Here is a 15,854-nt window from a genome sequence, read left to right as displayed (position 1 = left end):
AACTGTATTTTTTTTGTTAACTTAGTGAGCAGAAGACGCACAAGGAAAACGTTTGCGTCACCGTATTAGGTAGCAAAACGTTTGCTTTTATTACACTACATACTTTGTGCGCCAGTTAAGCCCCAATTTCCCCACTTTAAGGACGAAGATAATGGCCAAAGTTTCACTGGAAAAAGATAAGATTAAGATCCTCCTGCTCGAAGGTCTTCACCCATCTTCTGTAGAAGTACTTCAAGCGGCAGGTTACACCAACATCGAATACCATAAAGGTTCCCTTCCTGAAGAAGAGCTACTAGAAGCGGTAAAAGACGTTCACTTCATTGGTATCCGTTCTCGTACTAACCTATCCCAAGAAGTCATCGATGCTGCAGAAAAGTTGGTTGCGATTGGCTGTTTCTGTATTGGTACCAACCAAGTGAATCTTAACGCTGCTGCTGCGCGCGGTATTCCAGTGTTTAACGCACCGTTCTCAAACACTCGTAGTGTGGCTGAGTTGGTACTTGGTCAGTTACTTCTTCTTCTTCGTGGTATCCCAGAAAAGAACGCACTAGCGCACCGTGGTATCTGGAAAAAAAGTGCCGACAACTCGTATGAAGCTCGCGGTAAACGCCTTGGTATCATCGGTTACGGCCACATCGGTACTCAGCTAGGTATTATTGCTGAAAACTTAGGTATGCGTGTCTACTTCTACGACATTGAGAACAAGCTGTCACTGGGTAACGCAACGCAAATTCACACCATGAGCGAACTGCTTAACAAATGTGATGTCATCACCCTTCACGTACCAGAAACACCAGAAACGAAAAACATGATGGGTGCTGAAGAGTTCGCTCGTATGAAGCCTGGTTCAATCTTCATCAACGCCGCGCGCGGAACCGTTGTGGATATTGAAGCGCTATGTCACAGCTTAGAATCTGGTCACATTGCTGGTGCAGCGATTGACGTATTCCCTACAGAGCCAAAAACTAACGCTGACCCATTTGAGTCGCCACTGCAGAAGTTCGATAACGTGATTCTGACTCCGCACGTCGGTGGTTCAACACAAGAAGCACAAGAAAACATTGGTGTGGAAGTGGCTGGTAAGCTGGCGAAATACTCAGATAACGGCTCGACGCTTTCAAGTGTTAACTTCCCAGAAGTATCACTGCCTGAGCACCGTGATTGTTCGCGTTTACTGCACATTCACCAGAACCGTCCGGGTATCCTTACTCAGATCAACACCATCTTCGCAGAAGAAGGCATCAACATCGCAGGTCAATACCTACAAACAGCGGCTGATTTTGGCTACGTAGTTATTGATGTGGAAACTGAGCGTTCTGAAGAAGCGCTAGCAAAATTAAAGAGCATCGAAGGTACAATCCGTGCTCGTATCCTGCACTAACTGCATTAATGCAGACACAAAAAAACCACCGAACATTCGGTGGTTTTTTATTGGGTTCAATGTCTTAAGCTTTTAGTGTTCGCTCACCGCGGGCAATACCAACCACCCCACTTCGCGCTACTTCCAACACTTCGGTCACTTCAGACAATGCCTGAATGAAAGCGTCGAGCTTTTCACTGGTACCCGCCATTTGCACAGTGTACTGTGAAGCGGTCACATCGACGATTTGACCACGGAAAATGTCAGCGGTGCGCTTAACTTCAGCGCGAGAAAAGCCACTCGCCTTCACTTTTACCATCATCAACTCACGTTCAATGTGGTCCAGTTCAGTGACTTCTTGTACTTTCAGTACATCAATCAACTTATTGAGCTGCTTTTGAATCTGCTCAAGCTCCATATCATCTGAAATAGTGGTGATATTTAGACGCGATAATGTTTCGTCATCAGTCGGTGATACGGTCAAAGACTCAATGTTGTAAGCGCGTTGAGAAAACAGACCAACCACTCGAGACAAAGCACCCGGCTGGTTTTCCATGAGTAGTGAAATAATGTGTCTCATATTAAGTTCTCTCCGTCTTGCTTAGCCACATATTATCCATACCTTCGCCTTTAATCTGCATTGGGTATACGTGTTCGGTTTCGTCTACATTGATATCAACAAACACTAAACGATCTTTCATATCAAGAGCTTGCTTCAAACCAGATTCAAGCTGATCTGGGGTTTCAATACGAATACCGACATGCCCATACGCTTCAGCGATAGCTGCAAAATCGGGAACGGAACTCATGTACGAGTTTGAGTGGCGACCTTGGTAAATGATGTCTTGCCACTGCTTAACCATACCAAGGAAACGGTTGTTCAAGTTGATGATCTTCACAGGAATATCGTATTGCATTGCCGTCGACAGTTCCTGAATATTCATCTGGATACTCCCGTCACCGGTAACAACAACAACCTCTTCGTCAGGCTTAGCAAATTTAACCCCCATACCAGCAGGTAGACCAAAGCCCATAGTGCCTAAACCACCAGAGTTGATCCAACGGCGAGGTTTATTAAATGGGTAGTAAAGTGCTGCGAACATTTGGTGCTGACCAACATCCGAGGCTACGTAAGCATCACCATTAGTCAGCTTGTGAAGCGTTTCGATTACTTGCTGAGGCTTAATGCGCTCAGGAGAGGTTTCATAAGACAAACATTGACGATCACGCCAGCTTTGAATGTCATCCCACCAGCGGTTAAGTGCTTCTTGATCATTCGTGCTGCCTTGTTCTTCTAGCAAATTGACCATGGCTTCTAGCACTTTTTCAGCTGAACCAACGATCGGCACGTCCGCTTTTACATTCTTAGAGATCGATGATGGATCAATATCGATATGCATCACTTTGGCATTCGGGCAGTACTTCTCTAGGTTATTGGTCGTACGATCATCAAAACGGACGCCAACACCAAAGATAAGATCAGCATTGTGCATCGCCATATTAGCTTCATACACACCATGCATACCCAGCATACCGAGCGCATTTTTATGAGTCCCAGGGAAGGCACCTAAGCCCATCAAAGTGCTTACTACAGGCAGGTTTAACGCTTCAGCGAGTTTGGTTAAGTGTTGCTCAGCTTCTGAGATAACCGCACCACCACCGACATAAAGCACTGGTTTTTTTGCTTCTAGAAGCGTTTTAAGACCTTTTTTGATTTGTCCTTTATGGCCAGTCGTCGTTGGCTTGTAAGAACGCATCGAAATGGATTCTGGATACTCGTAAGGCAACTTAATTTGCGGGTTCATCACGTCTTTCGGTAAATCGATCAGAACCGGACCTGGTCGGCCCGTTGTCGCAATATAAAAGGCTTTTTTAACTGTCTCAGGGATATCTTCTGCTTTCTTCACCAAGAAGCTGTGTTTTACCACCGGGCGAGAAACACCCACGATGTCACATTCTTGGAAGGCATCGTTACCAATCATATTGTTGGGAACGTTACCTGAAATAACAATCATAGGGATAGAGTCCATGTAGGCCGTCGCAATACCCGTAATGGTATTAGTCGCACCTGGACCAGAACAGACAAGAACAACACCCGGATTACCGGTTGCGCGCGCATAGCCATCTGCCATATGCGTTGCTGCTTGTTCGTGACGAACAAGTACGTGTTTAATTTGGTCTGTTTTTGCGTGAAGCGCATCATAGATATCAAGAACAGAACCACCGGGGTAACCGAAGATCTGTTCAACGTTTTCTTCGATCAGAGACTGAATCACCATCTCTGCGCCGGATAACATTGCTGCCATATTTTTCTCCTTAACCAGTTTACCAATGTGTAAGGTCAACACCTTGGGCCGGTTTTACATAGTCTAGGTCTTATTCGTAGCCTAATTCGAAATACTTCCACTTTTTCGGCTATGTCTTGTTTGTAAATAACATCAAACAAGCTGAGCAACAAATGTAACGTTTTATTAGCATCGGGTCTAATGCGATATCTCTCTCACTTTAAACAATATCCCGTTTATCAACAAAATGTAGCAAACACGCCCTAATCAACGTACAAACAATAGATACAAACACTAAATACAAACACAAATTCAATTGAAAATATTAGTTGGAATTCTAGAAATCAGAACATTATTGGTATCAAAGTCCCATACTTAAGGATGAAAAAAATCCCCCACAGCACTTTTTATGCGGTGGGGGATTATTGAACAATCGAAAAATTAACTCAGAGTAAAACTACTTTTTCTCTGGCTTATCACTGTACATTTCTTCGATTTCGTCCTGATATTTATCGTTAATCACTTTTCGGCGCAGTTTCTGAGTTGGTGTCAGTTCACCATCATCCATAGAGAACGCTTTCGGTAACAACTTGAATTTCTTCACTTGCTCAAACTTAGCCAGCTCTTTTTGCAGGTCGTTCACACGAGTCTCTAGCATCTCGACAATCTGGTGATGCTTAATCAGTTCAACACGATCGTGGTATTTGATATTAAGCTCTTTGGCGTACTCTTCAAGTGAGTCATAGCAAGGTACGATAAGCGCCGACACAAACTTACGCGTATCCGCGATGACAGCAATCTGTTCGATAAAGTGATCTTTACCAATCGTGCCTTCAACCATTTGCGGTGCGATGTACTTACCGTTAGACGTTTTCATCAACTCTTTGATACGGTCAGTAATGAAGACATTGCCATTTTCATCAATGTGACCTGCATCACCAGTTTTTAAGAAGCCATGCTCATCGAAGGTTTTCGCCGTTTCTTCAGGCATCTTGTAGTAGCCACGCATCACCATTGGGCCACGCACTAAGATCTCGTTGTTTTCGCCGATCTTAACTTGAGCGCCCGGCATCGACATACCGATAGAGTCAGGGTTAAAGCACTTATCATCCCAACATGAAACCGTCGCCGTGGTTTCTGTCATGCCGTAGCCCAACTTAACGTTGATACCAATGGCATGGAAGAAACGACCAATGGTTTCATCAAGCTTTGCACCGCCACATGGCATAAAATTGATCTTACCACCTAGTAAAGCACGTAGCTTTGACAGAACCAGCTTGTCAGCCAGCGCATAAGATTTCTTAAGCATGATTGATGGCTTGCGACCTTCTTGATGACAGACTGCCATCTTCGCTCCCATATTCACCGCCCAAGTGAAAAGAACTTTACGAATAAACGGCGCTTTCGCCACTTTTTCATGAATAGCTGAGAAGATCTTCTCGTAGAAACGAGGAACCGCACACATCACTGTTGGTTGAACTTCGCTCAGTGCATCACGAACTTGCATTGTGTCTTGCAAGTAGCAGTTGGTCGCACCTTTATAAAGCACGTAGAAGGTCCAAGCGCGCTCAAAGACGTGTGATAGCGGTAAGAAACATAAAGACACATCAGATTCAGACAAACTTAGTCGCTCATCATGACCTTCAAGCTGTGAACCAATATTCGCGTAATCGAGCATTACCCCTTTAGGCTGACCTGTTGTGCCGGAGGTATAGATCAACGTAAGTAAGTCATCAAAATTCGCTTGTTCTAGACGTTGGTCTAGCTCTTGCTGAAAATCAGTCTGAGTATTTGAGATAAAAGATTGCCAACCAATCGCATTCTCAAAGCTTCCAAGGTCTATGTCATCCGACATCGCAACGATCAGTTCAAGTTGCTCACATTCATCGAAGATAGAAACCGCTGCATCAAATTGTGCTTGTTCGCCAACAAAAAGAACACGAACGTCTGCGTTTTGTAGAATATATGCTGACTGAGCAGCGGTATTTGTTGGGTAAATTGGAACAGTGACAGCACGCAGTTGAAGTGCGGCAAAATCTGCTACTGTCCATTGCGGCATGTTGTTGGAAAAGATACCAATCTTATCCTGAACTCTGATTCCTTGAGCCAATAGAGCAAGTGAAAGGGAGTCAACTTGCTGACCAAACTGCTTCCAGCTGATGCCGTTCCACATATTGCCGACTTTATGTTTAAGTGCAATGCGGTCGCCGCCTTTGGCAATTTGGTCTCGAATTCGTTTTACGATATGAAAATCTAAGTTGGCCATCTTTGTCTACCTTTAGCTTACACCTGTAAGCTTTAATCAGCGCACAAGTGTACATTTCGGGTTAGAAAAGGCAACTGATGAGCGTCAAAGTTATCAATATAAATAGTAAAAAACCTTGAATGACTTAGGCCATTCAAGGTTTTTGTTTAACTTGGATTATCAGTTAGTCTAGTGCGACAACTTCACCACAAATCATCATCAGTTGATCACGTAACCAGATGTGACCTTTATCTTTTTCACTTGATTCATGCCAGCTCAAGAACCCGCTAATTTTGCCGTTCTCGAATGGGAACTCAATCACTTGCAGTTGATCTTTATTCGCCGCATTTTCTACCATCCAACGAGGAGCAATCGTCACAAGCTCTGATTGACCAACAACATAAAGTACATTGCTTAGGCTGGTACCTTCATAGTAAGCCTGAACATCTAAATCGCGGTAAGCTTGCTCTGAGAAACTACGCTGACCGTGAACTTTCGATAACTTAGCGTGACGTTCATTTACAAGCAGCTCAGGGGTAACGATACCCTGAATGCGTGGGTGAGCTTTTGAAGCCACAACCACTAGCTCATCTTGGAAAATTTCAGTGCTTGAGAAACCTTGCTCATCAAAGCGAGCGTAATCGATCACAAAATCAATCTCTTGATAGCGCATTCTTTCTGCTAGCTGACGATCAAATTCCGCGTCTAGGTGAAGTTGCACATTTGGCGCTTGTTCATGAATCGTCGACATGATGTTTGGTGCAAAACGCATATCACAAGGGCTGCAGATTGCCAGTTTAAATAAGCGTGTTGAAGTCTCTGGAGAGAATACTGAACTTGGCAACTCATTACGGATCAATTGCAGCGCCTGACGCACAGGCCCAAAGAGTTGGCGCGCACGTTGAGTTGGCTGAATACCGCGACCTTGACGCATGAACAGCTCATCATTAAACATCACTTTTAGGCGAGCAACAGCATTACTTACTGCGGGTTGAGACATGCCCAAGTTATGAGCTGCACGAGTAATATTCTGCTCCTGCATTACCGCATCAAAAACAGTTAATAGGTTTAGATCTACTCCACGTAACGTACTTTCCATACGGTAGCTAGCAATAGCGCTCATAGATTCTTTCTTGTCAATCATCAGGCAGCCTCTTCAATTCTTCAGCGTAAATGGTTCGTTAAAATCAGTTGGAATAGAAAACCGAACTTCGCCTCATCCGTTATATTTATTTTTTGGATGTTTAATCGCGAATCCGTACTATCAACGAATCATTTAGCGAGAAGCAACAAGATTGACAATTAATCAGTATTTTTTACGTATCAAAAATTTATCGTATTTAATAACAATTACTTAGACGCCTTGTAAAAAAAGATAAACGAAGGTATTTCAACTAAATCCATACGTTTTAGATATAAATTCCGTTTGTTACACAAGAGTATGATTAATACCTTAGGGTTATTAATCACTCTAGCGATACAAAAACAGCATCAATAACAGATGCCATTTCAATTGACGTTTGACACCTAACTTCGAGTAAAATAACTAGGAAAGTCGACTTTATCCCAAAGCGATTGAGTCAAGTGAGCGGTCTCTTCCCAGTCCCCTTCCATGATCCAATCAGCGAGAGCCGCCGCCACATCAGGATAACGGACACTTTCTCCTCGTTCTTCATCTAACCAATGTCGCACTAATGCTGCATCTAGAGTATTCATACCGCTCGCTAAGCCAAGCTCTTCTAAGGTTGCCACATTACTCATTTGTTCGAACTGCCCATTCAGCGGCTTTAACAGCAATTTTTTTCCAAGCATCATCGCTTCAGATGGCAATTCAAACCCACCGTTCGCAATTACCCCTTTGCAACGACTCAGGTAGCATTGAAAGGCCTCCAAACTTAATGGGTAATACTCAACATTATCGACCTGATGATACTCCACCACTTCAGGGTGAAAACAGATAAACGGTTGAGTCGTAAAGCGCAATAACAATTCAGAGATGTCACTGAGACTCTCAAATGGTAGATAAACCAGAACAAACGGCTCTTCTTTACTTACAGCATCAGGCGCATGAATGATCGGCGGCAATATGGGCTGATCAAAGTGATGCCAATGCAGACCGATACGATGATCGGCTGGGGCAAAGTGTTCAATGACACGTTTGTCCAACCAATTCGCGCCTCTTAGGGGCACATCATAACGAAAGGCATTTTGATGACTAATACTCATTGAAGGGACATTTTGCTTTTTGGCCGCCCACGCTGATACAGGCTCAAAATCGCTAATGACCAAATCATAGTTCGACAAATCCAAGCGATTCACATCATTCCAAAAGTGCCACAAGCTATTTGAGAACGCTGACTTCAAATAATTCACTCGGCCTCGTTCGGTTACAAAAGAGAGACCTCGACGAGTTTGATAGTCACCAAACTCCTGCATTGAGAAATATTTGCTGTCATCACGACCACTGAATAGGTAGTCCACATCAAGCCCTTTCCTTTCGAGCGATTTAGCCATTGCTCGAGCTCGCGCAATATGACCATTACCTGTGCCCTGCACACCATAGAGAACTTTCATTGCTTAACCTCCTAATAAGCTTATCGCTAAATTGGCACACCCAAAACCAAGCAACGCACCGAGTATCACATCCGTTAAAAAATGAACCCCAAGAAAGATGCGTGAACTGGCAATCAAGATCGCCCATACATAAGCAAACTCGCCCACTTCCATATACCAAGTGTTCACTAAAGTAGCCATTAAGAATGCAGCGGCGGTATGCCCAGAAGGAAGGCTATAGCGATCGCTCGGTGTGATGAATGAAGTAACGAGTTCAGAACAATCATGTGGTCTACGTCGCTTAAATGTATTCTTTATGACCCAATAGATAGGCAACTCAAAAGCAAAGGCGACAAGCCCGGCAATCAAGAAGAGCTCGCCGTGTTCTTCCCCAAACATGAAAGCAAGTAACCCAAACACAGCGTAGAGGTGGCCATCCCCTGTATGAGACATCGCCCTGCTAATCCGTGAAATGGGATATTGGAATTTGTGTTGCAAACAAAAAAGCGAAAATGCCAGATCCAACTTAGCGATGGGTTCGATTGAACGCATAACCGACTCCTTAATATACGGTGTACGTTCAAGCTAATGAGATTTAGTGACAAGTCCGTGAAACTTTGACTGAGATTCGGTGACATGTTGCGAATAAATAACACACACCAATCACCATTGATAAAGATGATAAAAGCAGGGGTTAAAATTGCTAATTTTGTAGGATTATGGCTTCAACTGATCTGACTTGAATAAAAATGTCACTTTATAGTTGACCTTCACCTCTGAGTGCGGTACTAATTTGTTAACTTAATTTTGTGGTTTATTTAACGCCTTTACAGGAATCGTTAACAATGATGACTCGTTTTTCTATCCTGCTGCGCCTCCTCCTTATCGTGACATAATCGCGCGGGTAGGCTGTGGAAGAAAAATAACCACACAGAATTACACAAAACCCGCACACCGATGCGGGTTTTTTTATACCTAGCTTTTATCGCTAAGTAATGGAAGTAAACGATTAACTGATGTAATAAACATCAAATCACTAAGGAAGCACTCATGAACGATCAAGTCATTATCTTCGACACCACTCTACGTGATGGCGAACAAGCGTTGTCAGCAAGTTTGACGGTTAAGGAAAAACTGCAAATTGCCTACGCACTTGAAAGACTCGGTGTAGATGTGATCGAAGCAGGTTTCCCTGTTTCGTCTCCTGGTGATTTTGAGTCAGTTCAAACCATTGCTCGTAATATTAAAAACAGCCGTATTTGTGGTCTTTCGCGTGCCGTTGCAAAAGACATTGACGCTGCAGCTGAAGCGTTAAAAGTGGCTGACCAATTCCGTATTCATACCTTTATTTCAACATCTACTGTGCACGTTCAAGACAAACTGCGTCGTAGCTACGATGACGTAGTCGAGATGGGGGTTAAAGCCGTCAAACATGCCCGTAAATATACCGATGACGTTGAGTTTTCTTGTGAAGATGCAGGACGCACTCCAATCGACAACTTATGTCGTATGGTAGAAGCGGCAATCGATGCTGGCGCAAATACTATCAACATTCCTGATACGGTAGGCTATACAGTACCAAACGAATTTGGTGGCATTATTCAGACGCTATTTAACCGCGTACCAAATATCGATAAAGCAATCATCTCTGTGCACTGCCATGACGATTTAGGCATGTCAGTGGCAAACTCAATCGCTGCCGTACAAGCGGGTGCTCGCCAAGTTGAAGGCACCATCAATGGTATCGGTGAACGAGCGGGTAACTGTTCGTTAGAAGAAATCGCGATGATCATCAAAACTCGCCAAGAGTTACTAGGTGTTCACACTGGCTTGAAGTATGACGAAATCCACCGCACCAGTAAGCTAGTCAGTCAGCTTTGTAATATGCCGATTCAAGATAACAAAGCCGTTGTAGGTGCGAATGCATTTAGCCACTCTTCAGGTATCCACCAAGACGGCATGCTAAAAAATAAAAACACTTACGAGATCATGACTCCAGAGTCGATCGGTCTTAAGAACCAAGCGCTAAACCTAACAAGCCGCTCGGGGCGAGCTGCAGTTAAGAGCCACATGGATACCATGGGCTACAAAGATGAAGAGTACAACCTAGACGCTCTATACGAAGACTTCTTGAAACTGGCAGACCGTAAAGGCCAAGTATTCGACTACGACTTAGAAGCGTTGATGCATTTCTCTAACTTGCGTGAAGAAGATGATTTCTACAAGTTGAACTACCTAAGCGTGCAATCAGGCAGTGTAATGGCAACCACCAGTATCAAACTGCAATGTGGTGATGAAGAGCAATCAGAAGCTGCCGTTGGTAATGGCCCAGTCGATGCACTATATCAGTGTATCTATCGTGTGACGGGTTATGATATTGTTCTAGACAAGTTCGATTTAACCGCCAAAGGCGAAGGTGAAGATGGCCTAGGTCAGGCAGACATTATTGCCAACTACAAGGGCCGCAAGTATCACGGTACCGGTGTGTCTACCGATATCGTTGAAGCTTCTGGTCAAGCGCTACTTCACGTAATCAATAGCATTCACCGTGCTGATAAGATCGCTGAGATCAAACAGAAGAAAATCGAAACAGTATAAGTAAGACTCCAGGGATGCGAGTCGTCCCTGGAAGATATAAAAATTAAAGGATTAACATGACAGACAAATCATACAACATTGCCGTTTTACCAGGTGACGGCATTGGCCCAGAAGTAATGGCTCAAGCACACAAAGTTCTAGATGCCATCGAGAAAAAGCACGGTATTCATTTTGCTCGTGACGAGCACGATGTTGGCGGTATCGCTATTGATAACCACGGCAGCCCTCTTCCAGAAAGTACTGTTAAAGCGTGTGAAGAATCAGATGCTGTTCTATTCGGATCGGTTGGCGGCCCTAAGTGGGAACACCTTCCACCAAACGATCAACCTGAGCGCGGCGCTCTACTTCCTCTGCGTAAACATTTCCAACTGTTCTGTAACCTCCGTCCAGCACAGATCCACACAGGTCTAGAAAGCTTCTCTCCTCTGCGCGCAGATATCTCAGGCAACGGTTTTGACATCGTTGTGGTTCGAGAACTAACTGGCGGCATCTACTTCGGTCAACCTAAAGGCCGTGAAGGCGAAGGTCCTAACGAAAAAGCGTTTGATACTGAGGTATACCACCGTTTCGAAATCGAACGTATCGCTAAGATCGCCTTTGAATCTGCACGCCTGCGTGACAAGAAAGTGTGTTCTATCGATAAAGCTAACGTGCTTCAAAGCTCTATCCTATGGCGTGAAGTGGTTGAAGAGATCGCAAAAGACTATCCAGATATTGAGCTGTCACACATGTACATCGATAACGCAACAATGCAGCTCATCAAAGATCCTTCACAGTTCGACGTAATGCTATGTTCAAACATCTTTGGTGACATCATTTCTGATGAGTGCGCAATGATCACTGGCTCTATGGGCATGCTTCCATCTGCATCACTAAACGAGAGCAAATTCGGTCTATACGAACCAGCAGGCGGCAGTGCACCAGACATCGCAGGTAAGAACATTGCTAACCCTGTAGCGCAGATTCTATCAGCAGCATTAATGCTACGTTACAGCCTAGGTGAAGAAGCTGCAGCGCAAGACATTGAAGCTGCAGTATCTCAGGCATTATCAGCAGGCGAGCTAACAGGCGACCTATCAGGTGACAAACCAGCGCTATCGACTTCAGAGATGGGCGATAAGATCGCTGAGTACATCTTAAATTCTTAATTTACGCAGACAGATAATAATTATTCGCTCCTGATAAGCCGTTGTCAGGAGCTACACACAGGATAGTGATAATGGGCAAGACATTATACGAAAAGGTTTATGACGCACACGTTGCCGTAGCCGCTGAGGGTGAAAACCCAATTTTATACATCGACCGTCACTTGGTTCATGAAGTAACTTCACCACAGGCGTTCGATGGCCTACGTGAAAAAGGTCGTAAGGTTCGTCAGGTAGGCAAAACATTTGCAACGATGGACCACAACGTTTCGACGCAAACTAAAGACATCAATGCTTCAGGCGAGATGGCACGCATCCAGATGGAAACGCTATCGAAGAACTGTGAAGAGTTTGGTGTAACGCTTTACGACATCAACCACAAATACCAAGGTATTGTACACGTGATGGGGCCTGAGCTAGGTATTACGCTACCGGGTATGACGATTGTTTGTGGTGACTCACACACGGCAACACATGGCGCATTTGGCTCACTAGCATTCGGCATCGGTACATCTGAAGTTGAGCACGTTCTAGCGACTCAAACGCTAAAACAAGCACGTGCAAAAACGATGAAAATCGAAGTGAAAGGCAAGGTTGCACCTGGCATCACAGCTAAAGACATCGTACTAGCAATCATTGGTAAAACCACAGCAGCAGGCGGCACTGGCTACGTTGTAGAATTCTGTGGTGAAGCGATTACTGATCTTACGATGGAAGGTCGTATGACAGTATGTAACATGGCAATCGAGTTAGGTGCTAAAGCCGGTCTAATTGCACCGGATGAGACTACATTCGAATACATTAAAGGCCGTAAATTCTCTCCTCAAGGCGAAGAGTTAGAAGCAGCAATTGAATACTGGTCATCCCTAAAAACAGACGATGACGCTGAATTTGATGCGGTCGTAACGCTTAATGCCGCAGACATAAAACCTCAGGTAACTTGGGGCACTAACCCAGGTCAGGTAATTGCGGTTGACCAACCTATCCCTGCTCCAGAAAGTTTTGCAGACCCTGTAGAGAAAGCATCCGCTGAAAAAGCGTTAGCTTACATGGGTCTAGAAGCAGGCAAAGCGCTGTCTGATTACAAGGTAGATAAGGTGTTCGTTGGTTCTTGTACTAACTCACGTATCGAAGACATGCGCGCAGCAGCTGAAGTGGCAAAAGGTCGCAAGGTGGCAGATAACGTGCAAGCGCTTATCGTTCCTGGCTCTGAGCAAGTTAAAGCACAAGCTGAGGCTGAAGGCCTAGACGTAATCTTTAAAGATGCAGGCTTTGAGTGGCGTCTACCAGGTTGTTCTATGTGTCTAGCAATGAACAATGACCGTCTAGGTCCACATGAGCGTTGTGCCTCTACCTCAAACCGTAACTTTGAAGGCCGCCAAGGCCGTGATGGTCGTACCCACCTAGTGAGCCCTGCAATGGCAGCGGCGGCAGCGATTGCTGGTCACTTTGTTGATATTCGTGAATTATAAGGAGAATAGTCATGTCAGGTTTTAAACAACACACAGGCTTGGTTGTACCTCTAGATGCAGCGAACGTTGATACCGATGCAATCATCCCTAAGCAGTTCCTACAAAAGGTTTCTCGCCTAGGCTTTGGTAAGCACCTATTCCATGATTGGCGCTTTCTAGATGATGCTGGCGAGCAGCCAAACCCAGAGTTTGTAATGAATGCTCCTCGTTACCAAGGTGCTTCTATCTTGCTAGCTCGTGAAAACTTCGGCTGTGGCTCTTCTCGTGAGCATGCACCATGGGCACTGGCGGATTACGGCATCAAAGCGATGATCGCTCCTAGCTTCGCTGACATCTTCTACGGTAACTCAATCAATAACCAGATGGTTCCCGTTCGTCTAACTGAGCAAGAAGTTGATGAGATCTTCCAATTTGTTGATGCGAATGAAGGCGCACAAGTTGAAGTAGACCTAGAAGCTAATTTGGTTCGAGCAAACGGTAAAGAGTACTCGTTTGAAATCGATGAGTTCCGTCGCCACTGCCTACTTAACGGCTTAGATAATATCGGCTTAACACTTCAGCATGAAGGTAAGATTGCGGAGTTTGAATCGAATATTCCTAGCTTCTTGAAGTAAACTAGACTAGAAATCTGTACTAAAAAGGTTGGCTTGGGCTAACCTTTTTTGTTTCTAACGAAACAAATTCGCGCTTAGTTAGGTCTAGTAGTTAAAGCGCTTTCGACTAAAGGATTTGGCTAATGATACGCATCGTTGCTCTATTACTGACTCTTACTTCATTTCATCTATTCGCGGCACCTAAGTCTGAATTGTGGTCTTTTTGGCAGCAGTCCAATCAAAAAAACACAACCACGATTTCTCATCAAGATTGGCAGAACTTTCTTGATAACTATTTAGTTAAAGATGGAGACTATACGTTAGTAAAATACGGCTCTGTCTCAAGCCAAGATAAGCAGAAGCTAAATCGGTATATCGAATCGCTTGAAAACATTGATCCTCGTGAATATTCGCTAAACGAGCAATATGCGTATTGGGTCAACCTATACAATGCGATTACCGTCGATTTAATCCTTGATGACTACCCCGTTAAATCAATAACCAAGTTAGGTGGGTTATTTAGCTTTGGGCCTTGGGGAAACGACGTGGTAAAAGTTGCGGGGAAAGATTTAACACTCAACGATATTGAGCACCGAATTCTTCGGCCAATTTGGAATGACCCTCGAACTCATTATGCAGTGAACTGTGCAAGCTTGGGCTGTCCAAACCTCCAAGAACAGGCCTTTACTGCAGATAACACTGAAGCTTTGTTGGAAAAAGCGGCTAAAGAATTTGTTAATAGTGATAAGGGGGTTTTACTTTCAGGTAAGAACACTCAGCTGTCATCAATTTACGACTGGTTTGCAGATGATTTTGGCAACAAACAAGAATTGATCCAGCACTTAGCGAAGTATCGCCCAGAATTAAGCACTTTCACTGGGGAATTTAGCTACGAATATAGCTGGGATTTAAATGACAAGAAATAGAGCGTAACAAGAGCCTTGGAAGGGTTAATAGTGGTTGCTCAACCTTCCCTAAGGTAATGAATGATAATAAGGACTACAAAGCCAAGGCGACATTTATATAAGGTAGAGTTCCCAGTTAGGAACGGCACTCTTTCCTTCGGCGCCCGTTAGTTTAGCCATAGCCCTAGGTGTTTTTCACCCCTAAAACGACAAAACCCAGTCCGAAGACTGGGTTTTAAAATATGAACCTGGCGATGTCCTACTCTCACATGGGGAAACCCCACACTACCATCGGCGCTAATTCGTTTCACTTCTGAGTTCGGCATGGAATCAGGTGGGTCCAAATCGCTATGGTCGCCAAGTAAAATTCTTTACATTTTGGTTTAAACTCTAAAAAAAGCTTAAAACAAACAGTAAATGGTGCTGATACCCAGACTCGAACTGGGGACCTCATCCTTACCAAGGATGCGCTCTACCACCTGAGCTATATCAGCATCAAGATGTCCCGTAAGGACTAAAAAAGCCCGCTTTTTCAAACGGGCTCTTTTATAAAATTAAAGCCTGGCGATGTCCTACTCTCACATGGGGAAACCCCACACTACCATCGGCGCTAATTCGTTTCACTTCTGAGTTCGGCATGGAATCAGGTGGGTCCAAATCGCTATGGTCGCCAAGCAAATTCTTTCTCTCTATTTCTA

General features: G+C 44.3%; 12 protein-coding genes, 1 tRNA gene and 2 rRNA genes. 6 read left to right on the top strand and 9 right to left on the bottom strand.

Annotation, left to right across the window (positions count from 1 at the left end):
* Positions 1 to 151 precede the first annotated feature (151 nt).
* Positions 152 to 1,381, top strand: a complete 1,230-nt coding sequence (gene serA, locus EJ063_RS09070; protein WP_126573978.1) for a phosphoglycerate dehydrogenase — start codon at positions 152 to 154, stop codon at positions 1,379 to 1,381.
* Positions 1,382 to 1,445: 64 nt separating this feature from the next.
* Here serA and ilvN read toward each other — a convergent pair whose 3' ends face one another.
* The 6 genes from ilvN to EJ063_RS09040 all read right to left on the bottom strand — a co-directional run bounded on the left by ilvN (position 1,446) and on the right by EJ063_RS09040 (position 8,995).
* A complete protein-coding gene (gene ilvN / locus EJ063_RS09065; protein ID WP_126573977.1) occupies positions 1,446 to 1,940 on the bottom strand; it encodes an acetolactate synthase small subunit in 495 nt (164 codons plus the stop codon).
* Position 1,941: 1 nt separating this feature from the next.
* Positions 1,942 to 3,666, bottom strand: coding sequence for an acetolactate synthase 3 large subunit (locus tag EJ063_RS09060; RefSeq protein ID WP_126573976.1), 1,725 nt, complete (start codon positions 3,664 to 3,666; stop codon positions 1,942 to 1,944).
* Between the two features lie 436 nt (positions 3,667 to 4,102).
* The gene (locus EJ063_RS09055) at positions 4,103 to 5,911 is read right to left on the bottom strand and encodes an AMP-dependent synthetase/ligase (protein ID WP_126573975.1); all 1,809 of its coding nucleotides are present in this window, start codon (positions 5,909 to 5,911) and stop codon (positions 4,103 to 4,105) included.
* A 163-nt stretch (positions 5,912 to 6,074) separates the two neighbouring features.
* Positions 6,075 to 7,034, bottom strand: a complete 960-nt coding sequence (gene leuO, locus EJ063_RS09050; protein WP_126573974.1) for a transcriptional regulator LeuO — start codon at positions 7,032 to 7,034, stop codon at positions 6,075 to 6,077.
* A gap of 383 nt (positions 7,035 to 7,417) precedes the next feature.
* Positions 7,418 to 8,464, bottom strand: a complete 1,047-nt coding sequence (locus tag EJ063_RS09045; protein ID WP_126573973.1) for an MJ1255/VC2487 family glycosyltransferase — start codon at positions 8,462 to 8,464, stop codon at positions 7,418 to 7,420.
* A gap of 3 nt (positions 8,465 to 8,467) precedes the next feature.
* The gene (locus EJ063_RS09040; protein ID WP_126573972.1) at positions 8,468 to 8,995 is read right to left on the bottom strand and encodes a phosphatase PAP2 family protein; all 528 of its coding nucleotides are present in this window, start codon (positions 8,993 to 8,995) and stop codon (positions 8,468 to 8,470) included.
* 498 nt (positions 8,996 to 9,493) lie between these two features.
* Between EJ063_RS09040 and leuA the strand changes: the two genes are divergently transcribed.
* The 5 genes from leuA (at position 9,494) to EJ063_RS09015 (ending at position 15,177) form a co-directional block, all read left to right on the top strand.
* Complete coding sequence (leuA, locus tag EJ063_RS09035) at positions 9,494 to 11,041, top strand: 2-isopropylmalate synthase (RefSeq protein WP_126573971.1); 1,548 nt, start codon at positions 9,494 to 9,496, stop codon at positions 11,039 to 11,041.
* Positions 11,042 to 11,097: 56 nt separating this feature from the next.
* A complete protein-coding gene (leuB, locus tag EJ063_RS09030) occupies positions 11,098 to 12,189 on the top strand; it encodes a 3-isopropylmalate dehydrogenase (protein ID WP_126573970.1) in 1,092 nt (363 codons plus the stop codon).
* A 71-nt stretch (positions 12,190 to 12,260) separates the two neighbouring features.
* Positions 12,261 to 13,658: a 3-isopropylmalate dehydratase large subunit gene (gene leuC / locus EJ063_RS09025; protein ID WP_126573969.1), complete on the top strand. Its 1,398-nt coding sequence runs from the start codon at positions 12,261 to 12,263 to the stop codon at positions 13,656 to 13,658.
* Positions 13,659 to 13,669: 11 nt separating this feature from the next.
* Positions 13,670 to 14,272 (top strand): 3-isopropylmalate dehydratase small subunit, encoded by a 603-nt coding sequence (leuD, locus tag EJ063_RS09020; protein ID WP_126573968.1) that lies wholly within the window; start codon positions 13,670 to 13,672, stop codon positions 14,270 to 14,272.
* Between the two features lie 122 nt (positions 14,273 to 14,394).
* Entirely contained in the window at positions 14,395 to 15,177 is a 783-nt protein-coding gene (locus EJ063_RS09015; protein ID WP_126573967.1) for a DUF547 domain-containing protein, read from the top strand.
* A 225-nt stretch (positions 15,178 to 15,402) separates the two neighbouring features.
* Here the strand turns inward: EJ063_RS09015 and rrf (EJ063_RS09010) are convergent.
* The 3 genes from rrf (EJ063_RS09010) to rrf (EJ063_RS09000) form a co-directional block, all read right to left on the bottom strand.
* Positions 15,403 to 15,518: ribosomal RNA gene (rrf, locus tag EJ063_RS09010) — 5S ribosomal RNA — on the bottom strand.
* Between the two features lie 56 nt (positions 15,519 to 15,574).
* Positions 15,575 to 15,650, bottom strand: a tRNA-Thr gene (locus EJ063_RS09005).
* Positions 15,651 to 15,715: 65 nt separating this feature from the next.
* Positions 15,716 to 15,831 (bottom strand): 5S ribosomal RNA (gene rrf, locus EJ063_RS09000).
* Positions 15,832 to 15,854 lie beyond the last annotated feature (23 nt).

This window comes from Vibrio aquaticus, from assembly GCF_003970385.1.
Classification (GTDB): Bacteria; Pseudomonadota; Gammaproteobacteria; order Enterobacterales; family Vibrionaceae; genus Vibrio; species Vibrio aquaticus.
Note: the sequence above shows the minus strand (reverse complement) of the source record. Positions and strands in the feature narration are given on the sequence as shown.